The organism is Burkholderia cepacia, from assembly GCF_001039005.1.
Classification (GTDB): domain Bacteria; phylum Pseudomonadota; class Gammaproteobacteria; order Burkholderiales; family Burkholderiaceae; genus Burkholderia; species Burkholderia theae.
In genome coordinates this window covers 128,911-143,890 of sequence record NZ_LDWR01000006.1, presented here as the reverse complement: position 1 = coordinate 143,890, position 14,980 = coordinate 128,911, and the positions used below count along the sequence as shown (strand labels likewise).

The window sequence follows — 14,980 nt, the reverse complement described above, 5'->3', positions numbered from 1 at the left end:
CATGCGCCTCCACGTCTACGTCCAAGGCAGACTCATTGCGCATCTCTATCGCCAGGCGGACGACTATGCGCTGCGTTATACGGCCGGCACGACCGCCGAAGATTTCGCGAGCCTGACCATGCCCGTTCGCGAAGATCCCTGGGTCTGGCCGCGCGACTTACATCCCTTCTTCCGGCAGAACTTGCCGGAAGGTTTTCTCTTTCAGGTGATTCGCGAAGAGTTCGGCCCCTATCTCGATGGAACGGACCTTTCGCTTCTGGCCATCATCGGCGGCGCCGGTATCGGCCGGGTAACCGTCGCCCCCGAAGACGGCGCGCCCGGCGGCGAACTCGACCCGCTCGACTTGAAGAGCCTGCTGCACGAGGACATCACAACCGCCCGCTTTGCGGAACTTGTGCGCTATTACGCTCGCGCGGCGATTTCAGGTGCCGTGCCCAAATTCCTTGCACCTGAACGCTCGCCTGCTCAGGCACCGGTCGGCAAACCGACACTCCGTACGAGCCGACACATCATCAAGGGATCCGACGAGCAAACGCCCTATCTAGGTTTCAACGAACATTACTCGATGCAGGTGCTGGCAAATCTCGGCGTCGCCCGGGTAGCCAAGACCACGATGTCGGACGATGGCCGCGTGCTCGTCGTTGACCGGTTCGACGTCGACGAGCAAGGCAACCCGACGTTTGGCGTGGAAGACGCTTGCAGCCTGCTTGGTCTGCCTCCTCACGAGAAATACCGCCCGTCGACCGAACAGGTTCTCAACGCAACGAAGCCTTATATCAGCGCAGCCCATTGGAGACGCGAGGCCGAGCAACTCGGCTGGCAACTCATCACCAACAATGTCGTGCGCAACGCGGACTGCCACGCCAAGAACATCGCTCTCCTCTACTCGAACATCGACGACGTCGTCTACACACCCGCCTACGACATTGTCACCACGGAGGCCTATCCGCGCTTTGCGAACAATCCTCCCGGGATGAGCATCGAAGGTCGCAAAACGTGGGCACCCGGCAAGACGCTGGAACGCTTCTTCAACACGCGTCTTGGCATCCCGCCGAAGCAATATCGCGAAATGGTCGAAGCACTGTGCGACTCCGCCGTCTCAACAGGAAAAGACATCGTCGAAGCGGCGAAAAATGAGACGCGGTGGCACTGGATCGCGAAGCAGATGCTGCATGCATGGAACGAAGGCATGGGGTCGCTCCGCAGCGCCAAGCCTCAAGTGGCGCTCAAAGCGCTCACGCCGGTCATCGAGGCCGCCGGTTTCTCGGAAGCGGATCGGGCCGATAACGCGAGAGAGGTGATCGGCCGCTCGGAATTGCTGGCAAATCACGGCAAGGAAAACTGATGCCCGCGCAGATTCAGCCGACGGGAACACATCCGGCCTCCTGCGCTTGCCTCAACCCACCGGGCGCGCCTTGATCCACAAAAACAGCGGTACGCGCGCCCACTGCTTCAACTGATCCGTATCGGCATGGTCCGGCGGCGGTTCGCGCAGCGACACGATCGCGAACCCGGCCGCTTCCAGCGCTTCCATATACGCCTGCAGCGGCAGCGACCAGCCCGCGAAGTGCATCGACAACCCGTCGCGCGTCTCCACCCCATCGAAGTGCTCGCGCCCGTAATAGCTGCCCTTCAGCACGAACGGCGCATCGGGTTGCGGCCCCGCGAAACCGCCGCGATCGCGGAACGGATGCACGACCGAAATGAACAGCAGCCCGCCCGGCTTCAGCACGCGGCGCGCCTCGTTCAACGCACGCTGCATGTCGTCGAGATCCATCAGCACGTTGTACGCCATCACGAGATCGAAGCTGGCCGCGTCGAACGGCAGCGACGCCGCGTCGGCCAGTTCGTAGCGGTGCGCGGAATCCGCGTGGCGCGCAGCATCGAGCATCGCGGGCACCGCGTCGCTCGCGGTCACGTCGTAACCGAGCGCCTTCAACTCGCGGCTCACGCGGCCTTCGCCGCAGCCGATCTCCAGCGCGCGGCCGGTGTCGCGGCCAATGTAGGCCGCGAGGCCCACGCGGTATTTCCAGAACGCATCGTGGCCGGGCCTGCCGGCCCAGTCGATCCATTGGCCGGCCACCTGCGTCCAGTGGGCGGTGATCGGTTTCGTGTCGGTCATGGGCGCTCCTGATCGGGGTTCGTCATCCGTGGCTCGGGTTGCGCATGGTAAGCCGACGCGGCGGAACGCGTGAGCGGGTTCCGTTTCCCGAAGCGACGGCATACAGTAATACGAGTTGGTACAAGCGCCGCGGCGAGTCGTCTTCGTTCGACGGCGCACGCCCGATCCCGAGGAACCGTCATGCCGCCCGTCCCCATCGTTTCGCCCGATCTGCCCCCGAGCCCCGTCGCGGCGGAAACACGCATGGTGCACGACGTCGCGACGCTGAAGCCGTCCGACTATCGCTCGGCCGACGGCCAATCGTGGGTCATCGCCGATATCACGCCCGCCAAGGACAGCGGCGCGGCCGTGACGGGTACGTCGTATTTCGACACCGCGAAAGGACAGACCGTCCCGGTGCCCGATGCGCGCCGGCGGTATGCGAACCGCGGCACATGGCAGGTGGTCGCGAGTTCGAGCCCGTCGGTGCCCGCGACGGGACGCTACGACTGGCTGACGCTCGCGTGGCTGCCGATCAATCGGCGGCCGCTGCCGCAAACACCCGAGCATCTGTATTCGCCGTTCATTCGCGGCGGCACGATCGTCTATCGATGGAATCCGGCGGCGGAAGGCGGCGAGCAGTTCGGCTCGGTCAGGATGATTTTTCCGGAGTGGAAGCAGCAGGTGGCCGACGCATTGCGATCCGCGCCGCCATCGTTGCCGGACGGCACGTCGGCCACACCGCCTGCGCTCGATCGCCTGAAAGCGGACCGGAATCCGATGACCGCCGTGCTCGACTTCGGCGATGCGCTGCGCGAAGAGCCGGTGGAACGAATCGTCGCGCGGCTGCCAGGCCTGCTACAGGTGAACGACCTGCATGAACTGTCGGCAATCGTGTTCCTGTGCCTGTCCGGGTCGCGCGCCGAAGACCGGCCGCGCTTCGCCGAAGCGATCAACGGATCGATCACCGCGACCGACGACAGCGCACGCCTGCTCGCCATCGCGTATGGCGCGTTCGCGGCGGGAAGGTCCCGGCCTTATCCGTTCAACGATGCCGGGCAGACGGCTCGCATCAACGACGTGTTCGGTGCGCTGAAGCGACGAACATCGGCGCTCGGGGTGCCGATTGCGGAAGGTTCGCCGTGGTACGAATTCTTCACGGCCTACCGGCTGGGCGGTGCGGCGGCCGGCTGATCACCTCGTGCGCGATCCTGCTCGGTTACGGCATCACCGCGTTCCCGACCGGTATCATGAGCGCTGAACTCGTCGCGTCCGCGCTCGAACGCGGATGGTCGCAACAGACATCGTCCGGCGGCGCCGGCGCAGCGGTCTGCCCGCATTGCGGCGCGTGCGCATCGAAACGCGATGACGCAATCGCGTCGGGAACGCTTCGCGCGCCCGACCGTCAATCATCAACGCATTCCTCATCCGATTAATGACAATGAACGCTTTCTCATGCTGAGCATCGGCCCCTTTTCCGTCAGGGTCGTGGCCGTCGCCATCGCGTCCCTGATCGCATGGCTCGTCGCACGCTTCGCGCAGCGCAACCGGCCCGCCGGCCAGCACAAGACATCCGCAAGCCTGCTGCTCGACGCGCTGCTGATCGGGCTGATCGCCGCACGCCTCGGCTATATCGCACGCTGGTGGCCCGACTACTTCGCCTCGCCGAAAGCCATCGTCGCGCTCGGCGACGGCGGCTTTACCTGGTGGATCGGGCTGCCGGTCGCGCTCGCCTATATCGGCTGGCGGTCGCGCCGTCTGCCGGGGCTGGCTCGCCCGGCGCTGGCAGGCATCGCCGCCGGCATGCTGGCATGGGGGGCGGCGCAAGGTGTGCTGGCGACGTTCGACCGCATCGCTCCGCCGTTGTCCGCGCTGCGGGTGGAGACGCTCGATGCGACGCCTGTTATACCGAACAACTTTGCGGGCAAGCCCGTCGTCGTGAACCTGTGGGCAACCTGGTGCCCGCCGTGCCAGCGCGAAATGCCGATCCTGGCGCAGGCGCAACAGGATTACCCGAGCGTCCATTTCCTGATGATCAATCAAGGCGAGGATGCGCAGACGGTGCGCGCGTTTCTCGAACGCAAAGGGCTGCGCTTCGACCACGTGCTGCTCGATCGCACGCTCGGCGCGATGCAGGCCTACGGTTCGCGCGGGTTGCCGACAACGCTGTTCTTCGATGACAAAGGCAAGCTGGTCGAATCGCATATGGGCGAGATCACCGCCGCGCGGCTCAAGGACGCGGTGAATACACGCTTCGGCCGCTGAGGGTCGCGCAGGTCGCGGGGGAATGCGGTGCGGGCACGCCGTCAGACGTCAATGGCGCGCGGTTTGCGCGGCGATCGAAAGCCGAATCGCTCATATCGTCGTTCGACAGCGCGCAAACCTGGGCCGTATAGGCGAACGAGCGATCCATGACGAATCGCAATGGCCATCCGCAAAGCATCAATAGCGTGCTGCTGGATCCGAGTTTCGACTACGCAGCGGCAATCACAGGCATGACCCAGCCGAAAATGTCCCAGGTGCGCCGCTGCAAGCTTCAGAACATTTCGCTGGAACGGCTGATGGAAGCATTGGTGTCGCTGGATCAGCATGCGGAAATCGTGGTGCGGTCTGCGCGGCGCTCGCATGCGGCACGTATCACGGTTGCGAAGTAAGGTGTGGATCGTCATGCCCTCCGCATCGGCGGTGTATCAGATACTCCGCTGATTCACCCGCTTCGACAATTCCTCCGCGCTCTCCTTCCGCTCGCTATACCGATCGACCAGATAAGGTCCGACGTCCCGCGTCAGCAACGTGAACTTGACCAGTTCTTCCAGCACATCCACCACGCGATCGAAATAAGCCGACGGCTTCATCCGCCCGGCCTCGTCGAATTCCGCGAACGCCTTGGCCACCGACGACTGGTTCGGGATGGTCAGCATGCGCATCCAGCGTCCGAGCACGCGCATCTGGTTCACCGCATTGAACGATTGCGAGCCGCCGCTGACCTGCATGACCGCGAGTGTCTTGCCCTGCGTCGGCCGAACGGCACCCATCGTCAGCGGAATCCAGTCGATCTGCGCTTTCATGATCCCGGTCATCGCGCCATGCCGTTCCGGTGAGCACCACACCATGCCTTCCGACCACGTCACCAGATCGCGAAGCTCGACGACCTTCGGATGACTCTCGGGCGCATCGTCCGGCAGCGGCAGGCCGCTCGGATTGAACACACGCACGTCGGCGCCCATCGCCGTGAGCAGGCGCGCAGCTTCCTCGATCAGCAGCCGGCTGAACGAACGCTCGCGCAGCGAGCCGTACAGCAGCAGGAGCCGGGGCGGATGCGTCGATGGCAACGCCGGCCGCAACTGGCCGGCATCCGGCACGCGGAAAGAATCGATATCGAGTTGCGGCAGGTCGTCCAGACGGTCAGACATGCTTGCCCTCCGCGTGATCGCGGTGAATCGTGACGTCGTTCATGCAGATGGATTCCTCTGTTTGCTCAAGCTCGCTCATACCAGCCCTTCGACCGGTTGACGATGCGCACCACCAGCAGCATGACCGGCACTTCGATCAGCACGCCCACGACCGTAGCCAGCGCCGCGCCCGAATGAAAACCGAACAGGCTGATTGCGGCCGCAACGGCCAGCTCGAAGAAATTGGATGCACCGATCAGCGCCGACGGGCACGCGATGTTGTGTTTCTCGCCCACGGCGCGATTGAGCCAGTACGCGAGCGCCGAGTTGAAAAACACCTGAATCAGGATCGGCACCGCGAGCAGCGCGATCACCAGCGGCTGCTTCAGGATCGCCTCTCCCTGGAACGCGAACAGCAGCACGAGCGTGGCCAGCAATGCCGCGATCGACCACGGGCCGATCTTCGCCATCGCGGCATCGAACGCCGCCTGCCCGTTCGCGAGCAGCCGCTTGCGCCAGAGCTGCGCGAGGATCACCGGGATGACGATGTAGAGCACCACCGACGTGAGCAGCGTCGCCCACGGCACGGAAATCGCGGACATCCCCAGCAGCAGGCCGACCAGCGGCGCGAACGCAATCACCATGATGCTGTCGTTCAGCGCGACCTGCGACAGCGTGAACAGCGGATCGCCGCCCGTCAGCCTGCTCCATACGAACACCATCGCCGTGCACGGCGCGGCCGCCAACAGAATCAGGCCGGCGATGTAGCTGTCGAGTTGTTCCGCCGGCAGCATCGGCGCGAACAGATGGCGGATGAACAGCCAGCCGAGGAGCGCCATCGAGAACGGCTTGACGAGCCAGTTCACGACGAGCGTGACGCCGATGCCTTTCACGTGCTGACGCACTTCGTGCAGCGCGCCGAAGTCGACCTTGACGAGCATCGGGATGATCATCACCCAGATGAGAAGGCCGACCGGCAAATTGACCTGCGCGTATTCCATCCGGCCGATCTGCTGAAACAAACTGGGCAGCATCTGACCGAGCGCGATGCCGGCGACGATGCACAGCGCGACCCAGACCGTCAGATAGCGTTCGAAGAAGTTGATGGACGGCCTGGCAACAGCCTTGCGCGGCGGGACGACGTTGGACGTGTTCATGGGACGGGGCCGGTCTTGCAGACGCAGGCGGCACCCTCATTCAGGCTCGCCGCCGTGCGAACGCTCAGTTTCGTGAAATGTCGGTCAAAGCCGTCTGGAGTTCGGCGTTGCTCATCCGATCGAGCGGCAGCGCCAGCAACTGCAGCATCCGATAGCCGATGGCCTCGCGCGTGAGTTCGAACGCGACGCGCTTGCCGTCGTCGCCACCCAACGCATTCGACGGATCGGCGTAGCCCCAATGCACTTTGACGGGGCTGCCGGGCCAGTACGGACACGTCTCGGCGGCCGCGCTGTCGCACACGGTGATGACGACGCGCATTTCGGGCGCGCCGTCGCCGACGAACTCGTTCCAGCTCTTGCTGCGGTATCTGCCGACGTCGACACCGGCGTTCGTCAGCGCTTCCAGCGCAAACGGATTCAACCGGCCGCTCGGCGCACTGCCGGCGCTATACGCGCGCACATCCTTGCCGAGCTTCGCGGCCCAATGATTGAGCATGCCCTCCGCCAGCACGCTGCGCGCGGAGTTGTGGGTGCAGAGGATCAGGACGTTCGTGGTCATGGGCGAGTGACGCGCATGCGCTTCAGGATTGACATGTACCGGACGGCGAACACGCGGCTGCCGGCGAACAAGGATTACCGCCGCAGCAGTTCTCCGTGAGATAGCCCAGCAGCCCGTTCATCGTCGCGAAGTTCGCGCAATAGATGACGAAGCGGCCTTCCTGCCGGCTCGTGACGAGCTGAGCATGGGCCAGTTCCTTCAGATGAAAGGAGAGCGATGAAGGGGGCACCTCCAGCAGCGTGGCGATCTGCCCGGCCGGCAGGCCCTGCGGCCCCGCCTGCACCAGCGCGCGGAAGACGGCAAGCCGGGATTCGTGCGCGAGTGCCGCAAGCGCGGCGATGGTTTCATTCGTTTCCATATTTCGATAATAGTCGAAATATGGAAGAATGAGAAGCCTCCTTGGCGCGGGAACGTCAGGACGGTTCATTACACACGCCTCGCTCAAGATCTTGTGAATGGTCGCGAGGGGCAGTTCTCATTGCTCGTGCCGTCGCAGTTCATTCGGGATTCGCCGCACGCCTTTGTGCGCGATACGCAATCGAAGGATCGTTGCCCGGTCAGCCTCGAAGACCTTCCGGTTTGGACTGTGGAGTGGACGTCGACTTTGGGACTGGAGGCCTGCTTCACCGGTCTCCTGACAGCAACGCAGCGATTTGCGAAGTGTTGGTCGGGATATGTCGCACCTCGCACACACGGGGTCAGCGTTGCCGGTCTCGTGGCACGCGTACCCACCGTATTCGTGTGACGATCTCCCGATCCATCGACACATTTCAGTTGAAACGATGCCTATGGATCACACACAAAAGGCGACGTATAAGCACGCGCCCTCAGCCCCGTGGAAGGCAGCCCGCAAGTCTTCTGCGGTCGATCAGAATGTGTCGAGTGCGGAGCGGGTAAATCGCTCGATGAACTGCATCAATCCTTGAACCGCGGCAGTTGCCCGTTTGCCGTCACCCGCGGCAATAGCCTTTAGCACGTTGGAATGCAACTGTGCTCCTTCGACGTATGCACGATTCTGCACGATATGGTGATACCAGAAGCGCCGTGACTGCGCATGAATCGGCAGCATGCTTGTGATCAGCATGCTGTTGTGCGTGGCGTAAACTTCGGCATGATGTATCTCTCCACCGATCCTGATCCAGGATTTCGTGTCTCCGCGTTCGGCTGCCGTCATCATCTCCTTCGCGAGTTTGAGCAGATGCGTTCGCTCTTCGGGGGTCGCGCGTACCCCGGCTACTTGTGCCACCAATTCCTCAAGCGGGCGCCTGACCTCGAGCAGTTCCAGTTGCTGGCGAATATCGACGCCTGCAACGAGCGTGCCGCGGCGTGGCAACGTTTCCACGAAACCGATCTGTCGTAGCCGCTGAAGCGCTTCGCGTACCGGCGTGCGTCCCATTTCCATCTCGACGGCAAGCTGGCTTTCAGAGATCATTGAACCGGGCGGTAGCTTGCGCGTAATGATCATTTCCTCGATCTGCGCAAACGCCACGTCGGCCAGCAGTTGATCGGGCGGGCTCGATGGTTTGTGTCGGGAGGCGTTTTTGGCGGGGCCTGTTTTCTTCATGGAGGAGAGCGGAACAATGACCTCGAGGATTATGCCCCGATGAGGGTCGCATTGGCGTACTTTCGCCTGCGAACGCGTTCGGGAGCCTGCTTGTCTCGCTATGGAAACGAGGAACTGCATGCAGTCGCGGCCGCACTGAACATCGATCTCGCAAGGCTCTTGCAGGGCCTCTTGGGTGGAAAACTGCAGCGGAGCATTATATGCGATGTCTAAAACGTCGCCCCTGACGCTGCAGGCTGCTTACGCGGAAACGAGAGAGCGAACTCGGCGCCGCGAATGGCGCGTCGACAAAACACTCGCCGAGCATCACCGGCGCGTGTTGGAGCCCGCATCTCCTACCGGGGCGCGAACTCCAGCACGCAACAAAAGCGTCGCCGCCGAAAGTGAGGCGATGGCGATGAATCGCACACATTCCGACTGACGCCGCAGAGAAGCGCGGTCGACGCTCCTCGGTTTTATTGATACATACTCCAGCCCGCACTAAACGTTATTATCGACAAGTCGACCGGCATCACCAAAGCTACTATTACCGAACTTCTGCGCCATTTGTCGGCATTTCAACATCCACACGCGGTGCACTCACAAATACCGCCACTGCGACTGCTCCTGCCAGTGCCACGCCCCCGCTCAACAGAAACGCGCTCTTGAATACATGCGTCCATTGCACGAGAAGGCCCGTGAGGATCGGTGCGAGAATCCCCGCCGTGTTTGCGAGCAGATGCATGAAACCACCGACGCCGCCCATCCGTGCGGGTTCGACCGTATCCAGAATGATCGCCCAGTACACGCTGAGGGTAAGGTTCATGAAGAACACCGTCGTGCCCATCAGTGCAACGGCCGAGACAACGGTGGTTGCCGTGCCGGCGAGTGCAACGCAGACTGCCGCAACCAGCAGGCCGCCGACAATCACGATCTTGCGAGATTTCAACGCATTGCCAGTCCAGCGGAAAATCTGATCGGACGTGAACCCGCCGAGTGCGATCCCCGCGAAGCCGAGCAACCACGGAATGACGTTGACAATACTCATCGACGACAGACTCAAATGCCGCTCCATCATCAGATAGCTCGGGAACCAGGACAGGAAAAAGTACAGGATGTACGCGTAACCGAAGTAGGCGAGAGAAGTGGCCCAGATCGTCGGGCTCTTCAGATAGTGGACCAGCGACATATTCGGAATCGATCCGGATTCCGGATGATCGGCTGCAGCCCGTGCCAACGGTGAGATTGCACCGCGCACCCAACGGTTATGCTCGGGCCGATCCGTCGAAAAGATCGACCACATCAGCACCCACAGAATGCCAACAATACCGATCACGATAAACGGAATGCGCCAGCCCCAATGCAGCGCCATCAGCCCGACAATGGGCCCGGCGAGCGCTGCGCCCAATTGCAGGCCCGAATTCGCGAAACCGACGGCGGTGGTCTGCTCCTTACGCTCGAACCAGTTGCTGATGATTTTGTTCGTGCACGTCGCCAGCGGCCCTTCCCCCGCGCCGAATATCACACGAATCACAAGCAGGGCCATTAGCGTCGATGCCGCCGCGGTCAGCCCGCAGAAAATCGACCAGAGGCCGATCGCGACGATCAGCACCCGCTTCGCGCCGAAGCGGTCCGCCGCATAGCCGCCAACAAAACAGAATAACGCGTAGCCGACAAAGAACGCGCTGAAGACGATGCCGAGATGTGCGGCATCGAGCTGGAGATCCTTGGCGATGAGCGGCGCGGCAACCGACAGTGCGGCTCGGTCGAGATAGCTGATTGCGCACGCGAGAAACAACATGAAAACGATGAACCAGCGGTACTTCATGATCGTCTCCTCCAGATCTTGATTGATGATCGGGATGGTTTGGCTGTAATCGGCACCACATCAATACGCAGTGCTATGTAACCGTAGAATCTGAACCGACACGGCGTCTGGTCGATGGCAATTGCCATAGGTAACCAGAGTGGCCGCGTCATTGCTGTTCGTATTAGCTATCAACTACAGCATCGGCCTGGTGGCCGACGCTGTCGGTGAACAGCGATTCAGGCATAAGCGGCAACGGGTCGAGAATATGAGCGGGCCGAAATGCCATCAGATCGAGCACGTCCCGGCGCACGTCCACGCCTGGCGCAACCTCAGTCAGTACGAGACCGCTTGGGGTCTGCTCGAACACGGCGCGTTCGGTCACGATCAGTGCGCTCTGCCCGGCCGCCACGCCATCCGCGACCGGATAGGTCCGGCTCTGCACCGTATCGACGAACTTGCTGACCTTGCCCTCTTTCACGATCCGCATGCGGCCCGCGTCGTAGGCGATATCAAGCCCGCCAGTCGTGAACGACCCCGTAAATACGAGCCGCTGCGCATTCATCGCTATGTCAATGAAACCACCCGCTCCAGGGTTGACCTTGCCGAACTTGCTGACGTTGACCGTACCGTTTGAATCGTACTCGGCAAAAGCAAGCGCTGCGAATCGGCACAACCCCCCGTCGATCACGTCGAACTGTGTGACGCCGTCGAGCAGGGCCTGCGGCCGCAGATTCGCCGAAAACTGCCAGCCGTTCATCACGATACCGCCATAGGAGCCGTGTTCCGTCGTGAACCAGTAGTCGTTCGGGTGATTCTCCAGATCAATGAGACCCTGCTCCGCCATGACGAGCGGCACGTCAGCCGCCGCACCGAAACCAAAAATCGACAACTCATGCTTTCTTACTTCAAGCGCCGCACGACGCGCGATCACCTTGTCGGGGCCAAACGGAATCGCGGGTAAACGCGCATCCACGGCGGACGGTCGCAGATAAGCCTCGTCGTATGGTGTATCGGTGCTCATCATCATGTGCGGATCGACCACGAGCGAGTCGACGAACATGCCCGGCAGGCGCACCGACGTCGCCGCGCGCTCACCGCCGGGTACGATACGGCGAACCTGCGCGATCACACGCCCGTCGCTGGCCTTCGCCGCCAGCGCGAGCGCGAGGCTTGCGGAAACCAGCGGCTCGTCTTCGAATGAAAGGTTGCCGAACTCGTCAGCACTGCTGGCGCGGATGATGGCGACATCGATCGGCCAGCTTGGATAAAACAGCAAATCTTCGCCGTTCAGACGGATTTTCTGAATGAGATCATCGTCGCAGCGGCTCGTGAACTTGCCACCACCGTGCTGCGGGTCTGCATACGTGCCGACGCCGACGCGCGTCATATAACCCGGGCTCCTGCGCGCGACCTCGCGCAACCAGTGCATCGACGCACCAATCGGCCACGAATATGCTTCAATCCGGTTCTCCTGGATGAGCCGCATCAGCGCGGGACGTTCTCCGGTGTGCGGATTGACTGGGTTGATGTAGGAGCCGGAGACGATGCGCTTCATCAACCCCTCCTGCGCAACATGATCCATCCCGCGAATGCCGACCGCGTCACCCGTCCCGCATGGGAAGTAGAACGTCAGATTGCGCGGCGCACCCGTTTCGCTGAAACGCTTGCCGATCGCCGCGAGTGTGGCATCGGGCACGGTCCAGCCGATAACGCCTACGGATGCGACCGTTTGCCCATCCTGAATCGAAGCGACAGCCTGTGCCGCGGACATGATTTTCGTCATTACTTCACCTTGAACTTCGAAAAAATTGCCTTGGCTGCTCCCCCTTCGCAGTTGCTCGCGAAATGCCGGGAAGCCAGATTGTCGAGCCGTTCGCCGTCAAGCGAAACGAAAGGCTCGAAGAAGCGCTTCGTGGAAGTGACCGCGGCGGGCGGCAGCGCGGCAAGCCGTTTAGCGAGTGCGAGCGCTTGCTGGTCGGCAGCACCCGGTTCGCTCAAATAGTCCGCAATGCCAAGACGGTGCGCTTCGACGCCATCCATCACGTCCGCGGCCCACGTCAGCAAGCGAGCACGCACCGGACCCACCCGCGTGAGCAGTGCCTGCAGCCCCCACGGCGGCAGCCAGCCATTTGGCACCTCGGGAAGATGCCAGCGCACATTCGATGCGCTCACAACGATGTCGCATGAGATCGCCAGGACGAAGCCGCCACCCAGCGCGAAGCCTTCCACCGCGGCAATGACCGGCTTCGACAGACTCGCGATGGAGCGAGCGACGCGCGCCGTGTCCGACTCGGAATCGCACATCTCCTGAATCGACATCGTCGCGAGCTCCTTCAGGTCGCTACCCGAACAGAATGCCGGTGGAGCCCCGGAGATCACGATCGCACGCACCTCCGGGTCGCGGTCGGCTTGCTCCAATGCCCGCTCCAGATCCGCTATCGATTCGCCGTCGAGCGCATTGCGCCGTTCGGGCCGGTTCAACGTCAAGTGACAGATATCACCCATGTTCACGCTAATCACTTGCACACCCTCCAAGTAGACCTTCTCAATACCAATCTCACCGTTACAGATGAGCACCGTCTCGCCGAAGCGCGGTACGTATCGCCTGCGAGTCGACCTCGCGCGGCTCAACGCCCTGACGCACGACCAAGGCAGCGGCATGACCAATTGCATGGCCGTATGAAAAGCACTGCGCCGTGACACGGGCAGACGCTACCGCCTCGTGCTCCGCGGAAAGACACCGTCCCGCTACCAGCAGCCCCTCGCCGCGCGACGGCACGAAGCAGCCGTAGGGCACTTCGTAATAGTCGTCAAGCACCCACTCCACCTTCGGCTTCGAGCCCGAGTGCAATTCAATCGGCCAAGGCGAACGTGCAATACCGTCGGAAAACTTCCTCGCACCGACCACATCGGCGTTCATCAGCTTTGTCACGCCTTCGACCTGGCGAGTCTGGCGCACGCCCACCTGAACACCCGTATCGTTGACATAAGCGCTTTCGCATCCAACTACGTAGTCCTTAAGGAATCGCGCATATGAATGAACCTGCTTTCTGCCGTTCAGTTCGCCTTCCGTGAAATCATCGTAGAGAAGCGGGTTGAGCTCTCGGCCGTCGGAGCCCGTAATTCGCGTGCAGTTGCATAGCAGTTCGCCGGGACGCGTGGTCGGGAAGAGCCATATTTTCGAGCGCGGCAGGTTATCACCGGCGAGTTGCCGTTCGCGCAGCAGCGCGGAAATGGCCTCGCCCATGATCGTGTCATCGCCGTAAGCGTCGGTAAACCGTTCGACGTCGACACCCTGCAGCCTGAAGATCATCGTCGGGTTCTGCACACGCGTGCCGTCACCCATGAAACTGTCGAGGCCGGCCATCGCGACGAGGTCGGCGTCGCCGCTGGCGTCGACGGTGACACGCGAGCGAATTGTCAACGGCCCCTGCTTGGTCCATGCTGTCACGCCCTCAACGCGCTCGTTGCCGTCCAACAGCACGCCGGTCGCAACCGCGTGATAAATCACCTTGACGCCCGCTTCTTCCAGCAGGCTGTCAGCCGTGTCACGCCACACGAGCGGATCGTGAACGCGCGTCCAGGTTTTCCCATAGCGTACTGGTGCGGCAAGACCGCCGCGCTGCTCCAGTGCGTCGCAAAACTCCTGCGCGAAGCCGGTGACGATCGCTTCCGGTTTCGCCCCGGCGCGGTCAGTCGCAAGGTACAAGCCGCACACCGTACCCGACAGCCCTGCAACCGCCCCACCACCGCAAAAGCCATAGCGCTCCAGGAGGATCACCTTGAGCCCTTGCCGACTCGCGGTGATGGCGGTCGCGACTCCAGCGGCGCCTCCGCCTGTTACAAGGACGTCGCATTGAAGATCGGCAACGGACCGGACATCGACTCCAGTTTTTTTCATCTTCCACATCCCTCCTGTCGTCATCTGATATGTCAGCTGACGACATTTGTACAGAGGCGAAATTGGCCTGTCAATAGCGAAAGTAAAAACGACGGGGGCCTGAGGTGGAATAGATGTCTTGGTTCGCAGATGGGACAGGGATTTGCTGGCGAAATGAGCTGCGTAGCTAACGTTTTCCCTAGCTCGGGCTACTCGCACAAAAGGCGACGATCTTTCCGTGTCCAGGAGCGTTCCGCGTTCGTCATAGCTCGCAACGTCAAACGCGGTGACCCAGCGCATCAATACGCATCGGGTCAGGTGGCTGCGAGGACCGCCTTGCCGCAGCGACCCGGTAGCGCACGACGCACCTTCCGTCGCGAGTCATGACGTGTCGAAGAGCAGTCACACTCCCGCACCACCCGTTGCAACCGTGGCCGTCATGGATCGCGCGAGCGCCGCGTCGGGTTATGTGTCGGCCGAGGCGATCGAGGACGAGTCAAAAAGCGTGTCGCTCGCGAGCGCTATCGCGACTGGTCAG

At 62.1% G+C, this 14,980-nt stretch carries 14 protein-coding genes and 1 pseudogene; 4 read left to right on the top strand and 11 right to left on the bottom strand.

Annotated elements, in window-relative coordinates:
• Window position 1: 1 nt before the first annotated feature.
• On the top strand, window positions 2-1,345 hold the full coding sequence (locus VL15_RS03155) for a type II toxin-antitoxin system HipA family toxin (RefSeq protein WP_048243065.1): 1,344 nt from the start codon (window positions 2-4) through the stop codon (window positions 1,343-1,345).
• A 51-nt stretch (window positions 1,346-1,396) separates the two neighbouring features.
• Here VL15_RS03155 and VL15_RS03150 read toward each other — a convergent pair whose 3' ends face one another.
• A complete protein-coding gene (locus VL15_RS03150) occupies window positions 1,397-2,122 on the bottom strand; it encodes a class I SAM-dependent methyltransferase (protein WP_048243064.1) in 726 nt (241 codons plus the stop codon).
• A gap of 243 nt (window positions 2,123-2,365) precedes the next feature.
• Here VL15_RS03150 and VL15_RS03145 point away from each other — a divergent pair, with 243 nt between their 5' ends.
• The 3 genes from VL15_RS03145 (at window position 2,366) to VL15_RS03135 (ending at window position 4,755) form a co-directional block, all read left to right on the top strand.
• The gene (locus tag VL15_RS03145; RefSeq protein WP_230684326.1) at window positions 2,366-3,295 is read left to right on the top strand and encodes a hypothetical protein; all 930 of its coding nucleotides are present in this window, start codon (window positions 2,366-2,368) and stop codon (window positions 3,293-3,295) included.
• 261 nt (window positions 3,296-3,556) lie between these two features.
• On the top strand, window positions 3,557-4,366 hold the full coding sequence (locus tag VL15_RS03140) for a TlpA disulfide reductase family protein (RefSeq protein WP_048243108.1): 810 nt from the start codon (window positions 3,557-3,559) through the stop codon (window positions 4,364-4,366).
• A gap of 146 nt (window positions 4,367-4,512) precedes the next feature.
• Window positions 4,513-4,755 (top strand): XRE family transcriptional regulator, encoded by a 243-nt coding sequence (locus tag VL15_RS03135; RefSeq protein ID WP_048243062.1) that lies wholly within the window; start codon window positions 4,513-4,515, stop codon window positions 4,753-4,755.
• Window positions 4,756-4,791: 36 nt separating this feature from the next.
• Here the strand turns inward: VL15_RS03135 and arsH are convergent, their stop codons facing one another.
• From arsH to VL15_RS03090, 10 genes and pseudogenes are all read right to left on the bottom strand, one after another.
• A complete protein-coding gene (arsH, locus tag VL15_RS03130; protein ID WP_048243061.1) occupies window positions 4,792-5,514 on the bottom strand; it encodes an arsenical resistance protein ArsH in 723 nt (240 codons plus the stop codon).
• A 65-nt stretch (window positions 5,515-5,579) separates the two neighbouring features.
• On the bottom strand, window positions 5,580-6,650 hold the full coding sequence (gene arsB, locus VL15_RS03125; RefSeq protein ID WP_048243060.1) for an ACR3 family arsenite efflux transporter: 1,071 nt from the start codon (window positions 6,648-6,650) through the stop codon (window positions 5,580-5,582).
• A gap of 64 nt (window positions 6,651-6,714) precedes the next feature.
• Window positions 6,715-7,209: an arsenate reductase ArsC gene (locus VL15_RS03120; protein WP_048243059.1), complete on the bottom strand. Its 495-nt coding sequence runs from the start codon at window positions 7,207-7,209 to the stop codon at window positions 6,715-6,717.
• A 22-nt stretch (window positions 7,210-7,231) separates the two neighbouring features.
• The gene (locus VL15_RS03115; RefSeq protein WP_048243058.1) at window positions 7,232-7,567 is read right to left on the bottom strand and encodes an ArsR/SmtB family transcription factor; all 336 of its coding nucleotides are present in this window, start codon (window positions 7,565-7,567) and stop codon (window positions 7,232-7,234) included.
• A gap of 36 nt (window positions 7,568-7,603) precedes the next feature.
• Window positions 7,604-7,970, bottom strand: a pseudogene (locus VL15_RS39505) (helix-turn-helix domain-containing protein); the annotation flags it as partial.
• Window positions 7,971-8,077: 107 nt separating this feature from the next.
• Entirely contained in the window at window positions 8,078-8,773 is a 696-nt protein-coding gene (locus tag VL15_RS03110) for a GntR family transcriptional regulator (protein ID WP_048243107.1), read from the bottom strand.
• Between the two features lie 526 nt (window positions 8,774-9,299).
• Window positions 9,300-10,580 (bottom strand): MFS transporter, encoded by a 1,281-nt coding sequence (locus VL15_RS03105; protein ID WP_048243057.1) that lies wholly within the window; start codon window positions 10,578-10,580, stop codon window positions 9,300-9,302.
• Window positions 10,581-10,743: 163 nt separating this feature from the next.
• Window positions 10,744-12,345, bottom strand: a complete 1,602-nt coding sequence (locus tag VL15_RS03100; protein WP_048243056.1) for a CoA-transferase — start codon at window positions 12,343-12,345, stop codon at window positions 10,744-10,746.
• Window positions 12,345-13,139, bottom strand: a complete 795-nt coding sequence (locus VL15_RS03095; protein WP_230684324.1) for an enoyl-CoA hydratase/isomerase family protein — start codon at window positions 13,137-13,139, stop codon at window positions 12,345-12,347. The genes VL15_RS03100 and VL15_RS03095 overlap by 1 nt, the downstream gene beginning before the upstream one ends.
• The gene (locus tag VL15_RS03090) at window positions 13,126-14,472 is read right to left on the bottom strand and encodes an FAD-dependent oxidoreductase (protein ID WP_230684322.1); all 1,347 of its coding nucleotides are present in this window, start codon (window positions 14,470-14,472) and stop codon (window positions 13,126-13,128) included. Before VL15_RS03090 ends, VL15_RS03095 begins: the two co-directional genes overlap by 14 nt.
• Between the last annotated feature and the right edge of the window lie 508 nt (window positions 14,473-14,980).

Excerpts from the sequence above, each read along its gene's own strand:
- VL15_RS03120 (WP_048243059.1), bottom strand. The coding sequence starts at position 7,209 with ATGACCACGAACGTCCTGATCCTCTGCACCCACAACTCCGCGCGCAGC.
- VL15_RS03140 (WP_048243108.1), top strand. The coding sequence starts at position 3,557 with ATGCTGAGCATCGGCCCCTTTTCCGTCAGGGTCGTGGCCGTCGCCATC.
- VL15_RS03135 (WP_048243062.1), top strand. The coding sequence starts at position 4,513 with ATGACGAATCGCAATGGCCATCCGCAAAGCATCAATAGCGTGCTGCTG.
- VL15_RS03150 (WP_048243064.1), bottom strand. The coding sequence starts at position 2,122 with ATGACCGACACGAAACCGATCACCGCCCACTGGACGCAGGTGGCCGGC.
- VL15_RS03105 (WP_048243057.1), bottom strand. The coding sequence starts at position 10,580 with ATGAAGTACCGCTGGTTCATCGTTTTCATGTTGTTTCTCGCGTGCGCA.
- arsH (WP_048243061.1), bottom strand. The coding sequence starts at position 5,514 with ATGTCTGACCGTCTGGACGACCTGCCGCAACTCGATATCGATTCTTTC.
- arsB (WP_048243060.1), bottom strand. The coding sequence starts at position 6,650 with ATGAACACGTCCAACGTCGTCCCGCCGCGCAAGGCTGTTGCCAGGCCG.
- VL15_RS03155 (WP_048243065.1), top strand. The coding sequence starts at position 2 with ATGCGCCTCCACGTCTACGTCCAAGGCAGACTCATTGCGCATCTCTAT.
- VL15_RS03100 (WP_048243056.1), bottom strand. The coding sequence starts at position 12,345 with ATGACGAAAATCATGTCCGCGGCACAGGCTGTCGCTTCGATTCAGGAT.
- VL15_RS03115 (WP_048243058.1), bottom strand. The coding sequence starts at position 7,567 with ATGGAAACGAATGAAACCATCGCCGCGCTTGCGGCACTCGCGCACGAA.
- VL15_RS03145 (WP_230684326.1), top strand. The coding sequence starts at position 2,366 with ATGGTGCACGACGTCGCGACGCTGAAGCCGTCCGACTATCGCTCGGCC.
- VL15_RS03090 (WP_230684322.1), bottom strand. The coding sequence starts at position 14,472 with ATGTGGAAGATGAAAAAAACTGGAGTCGATGTCCGGTCCGTTGCCGAT.
- VL15_RS03110 (WP_048243107.1), bottom strand. The coding sequence starts at position 8,773 with ATGAAGAAAACAGGCCCCGCCAAAAACGCCTCCCGACACAAACCATCG.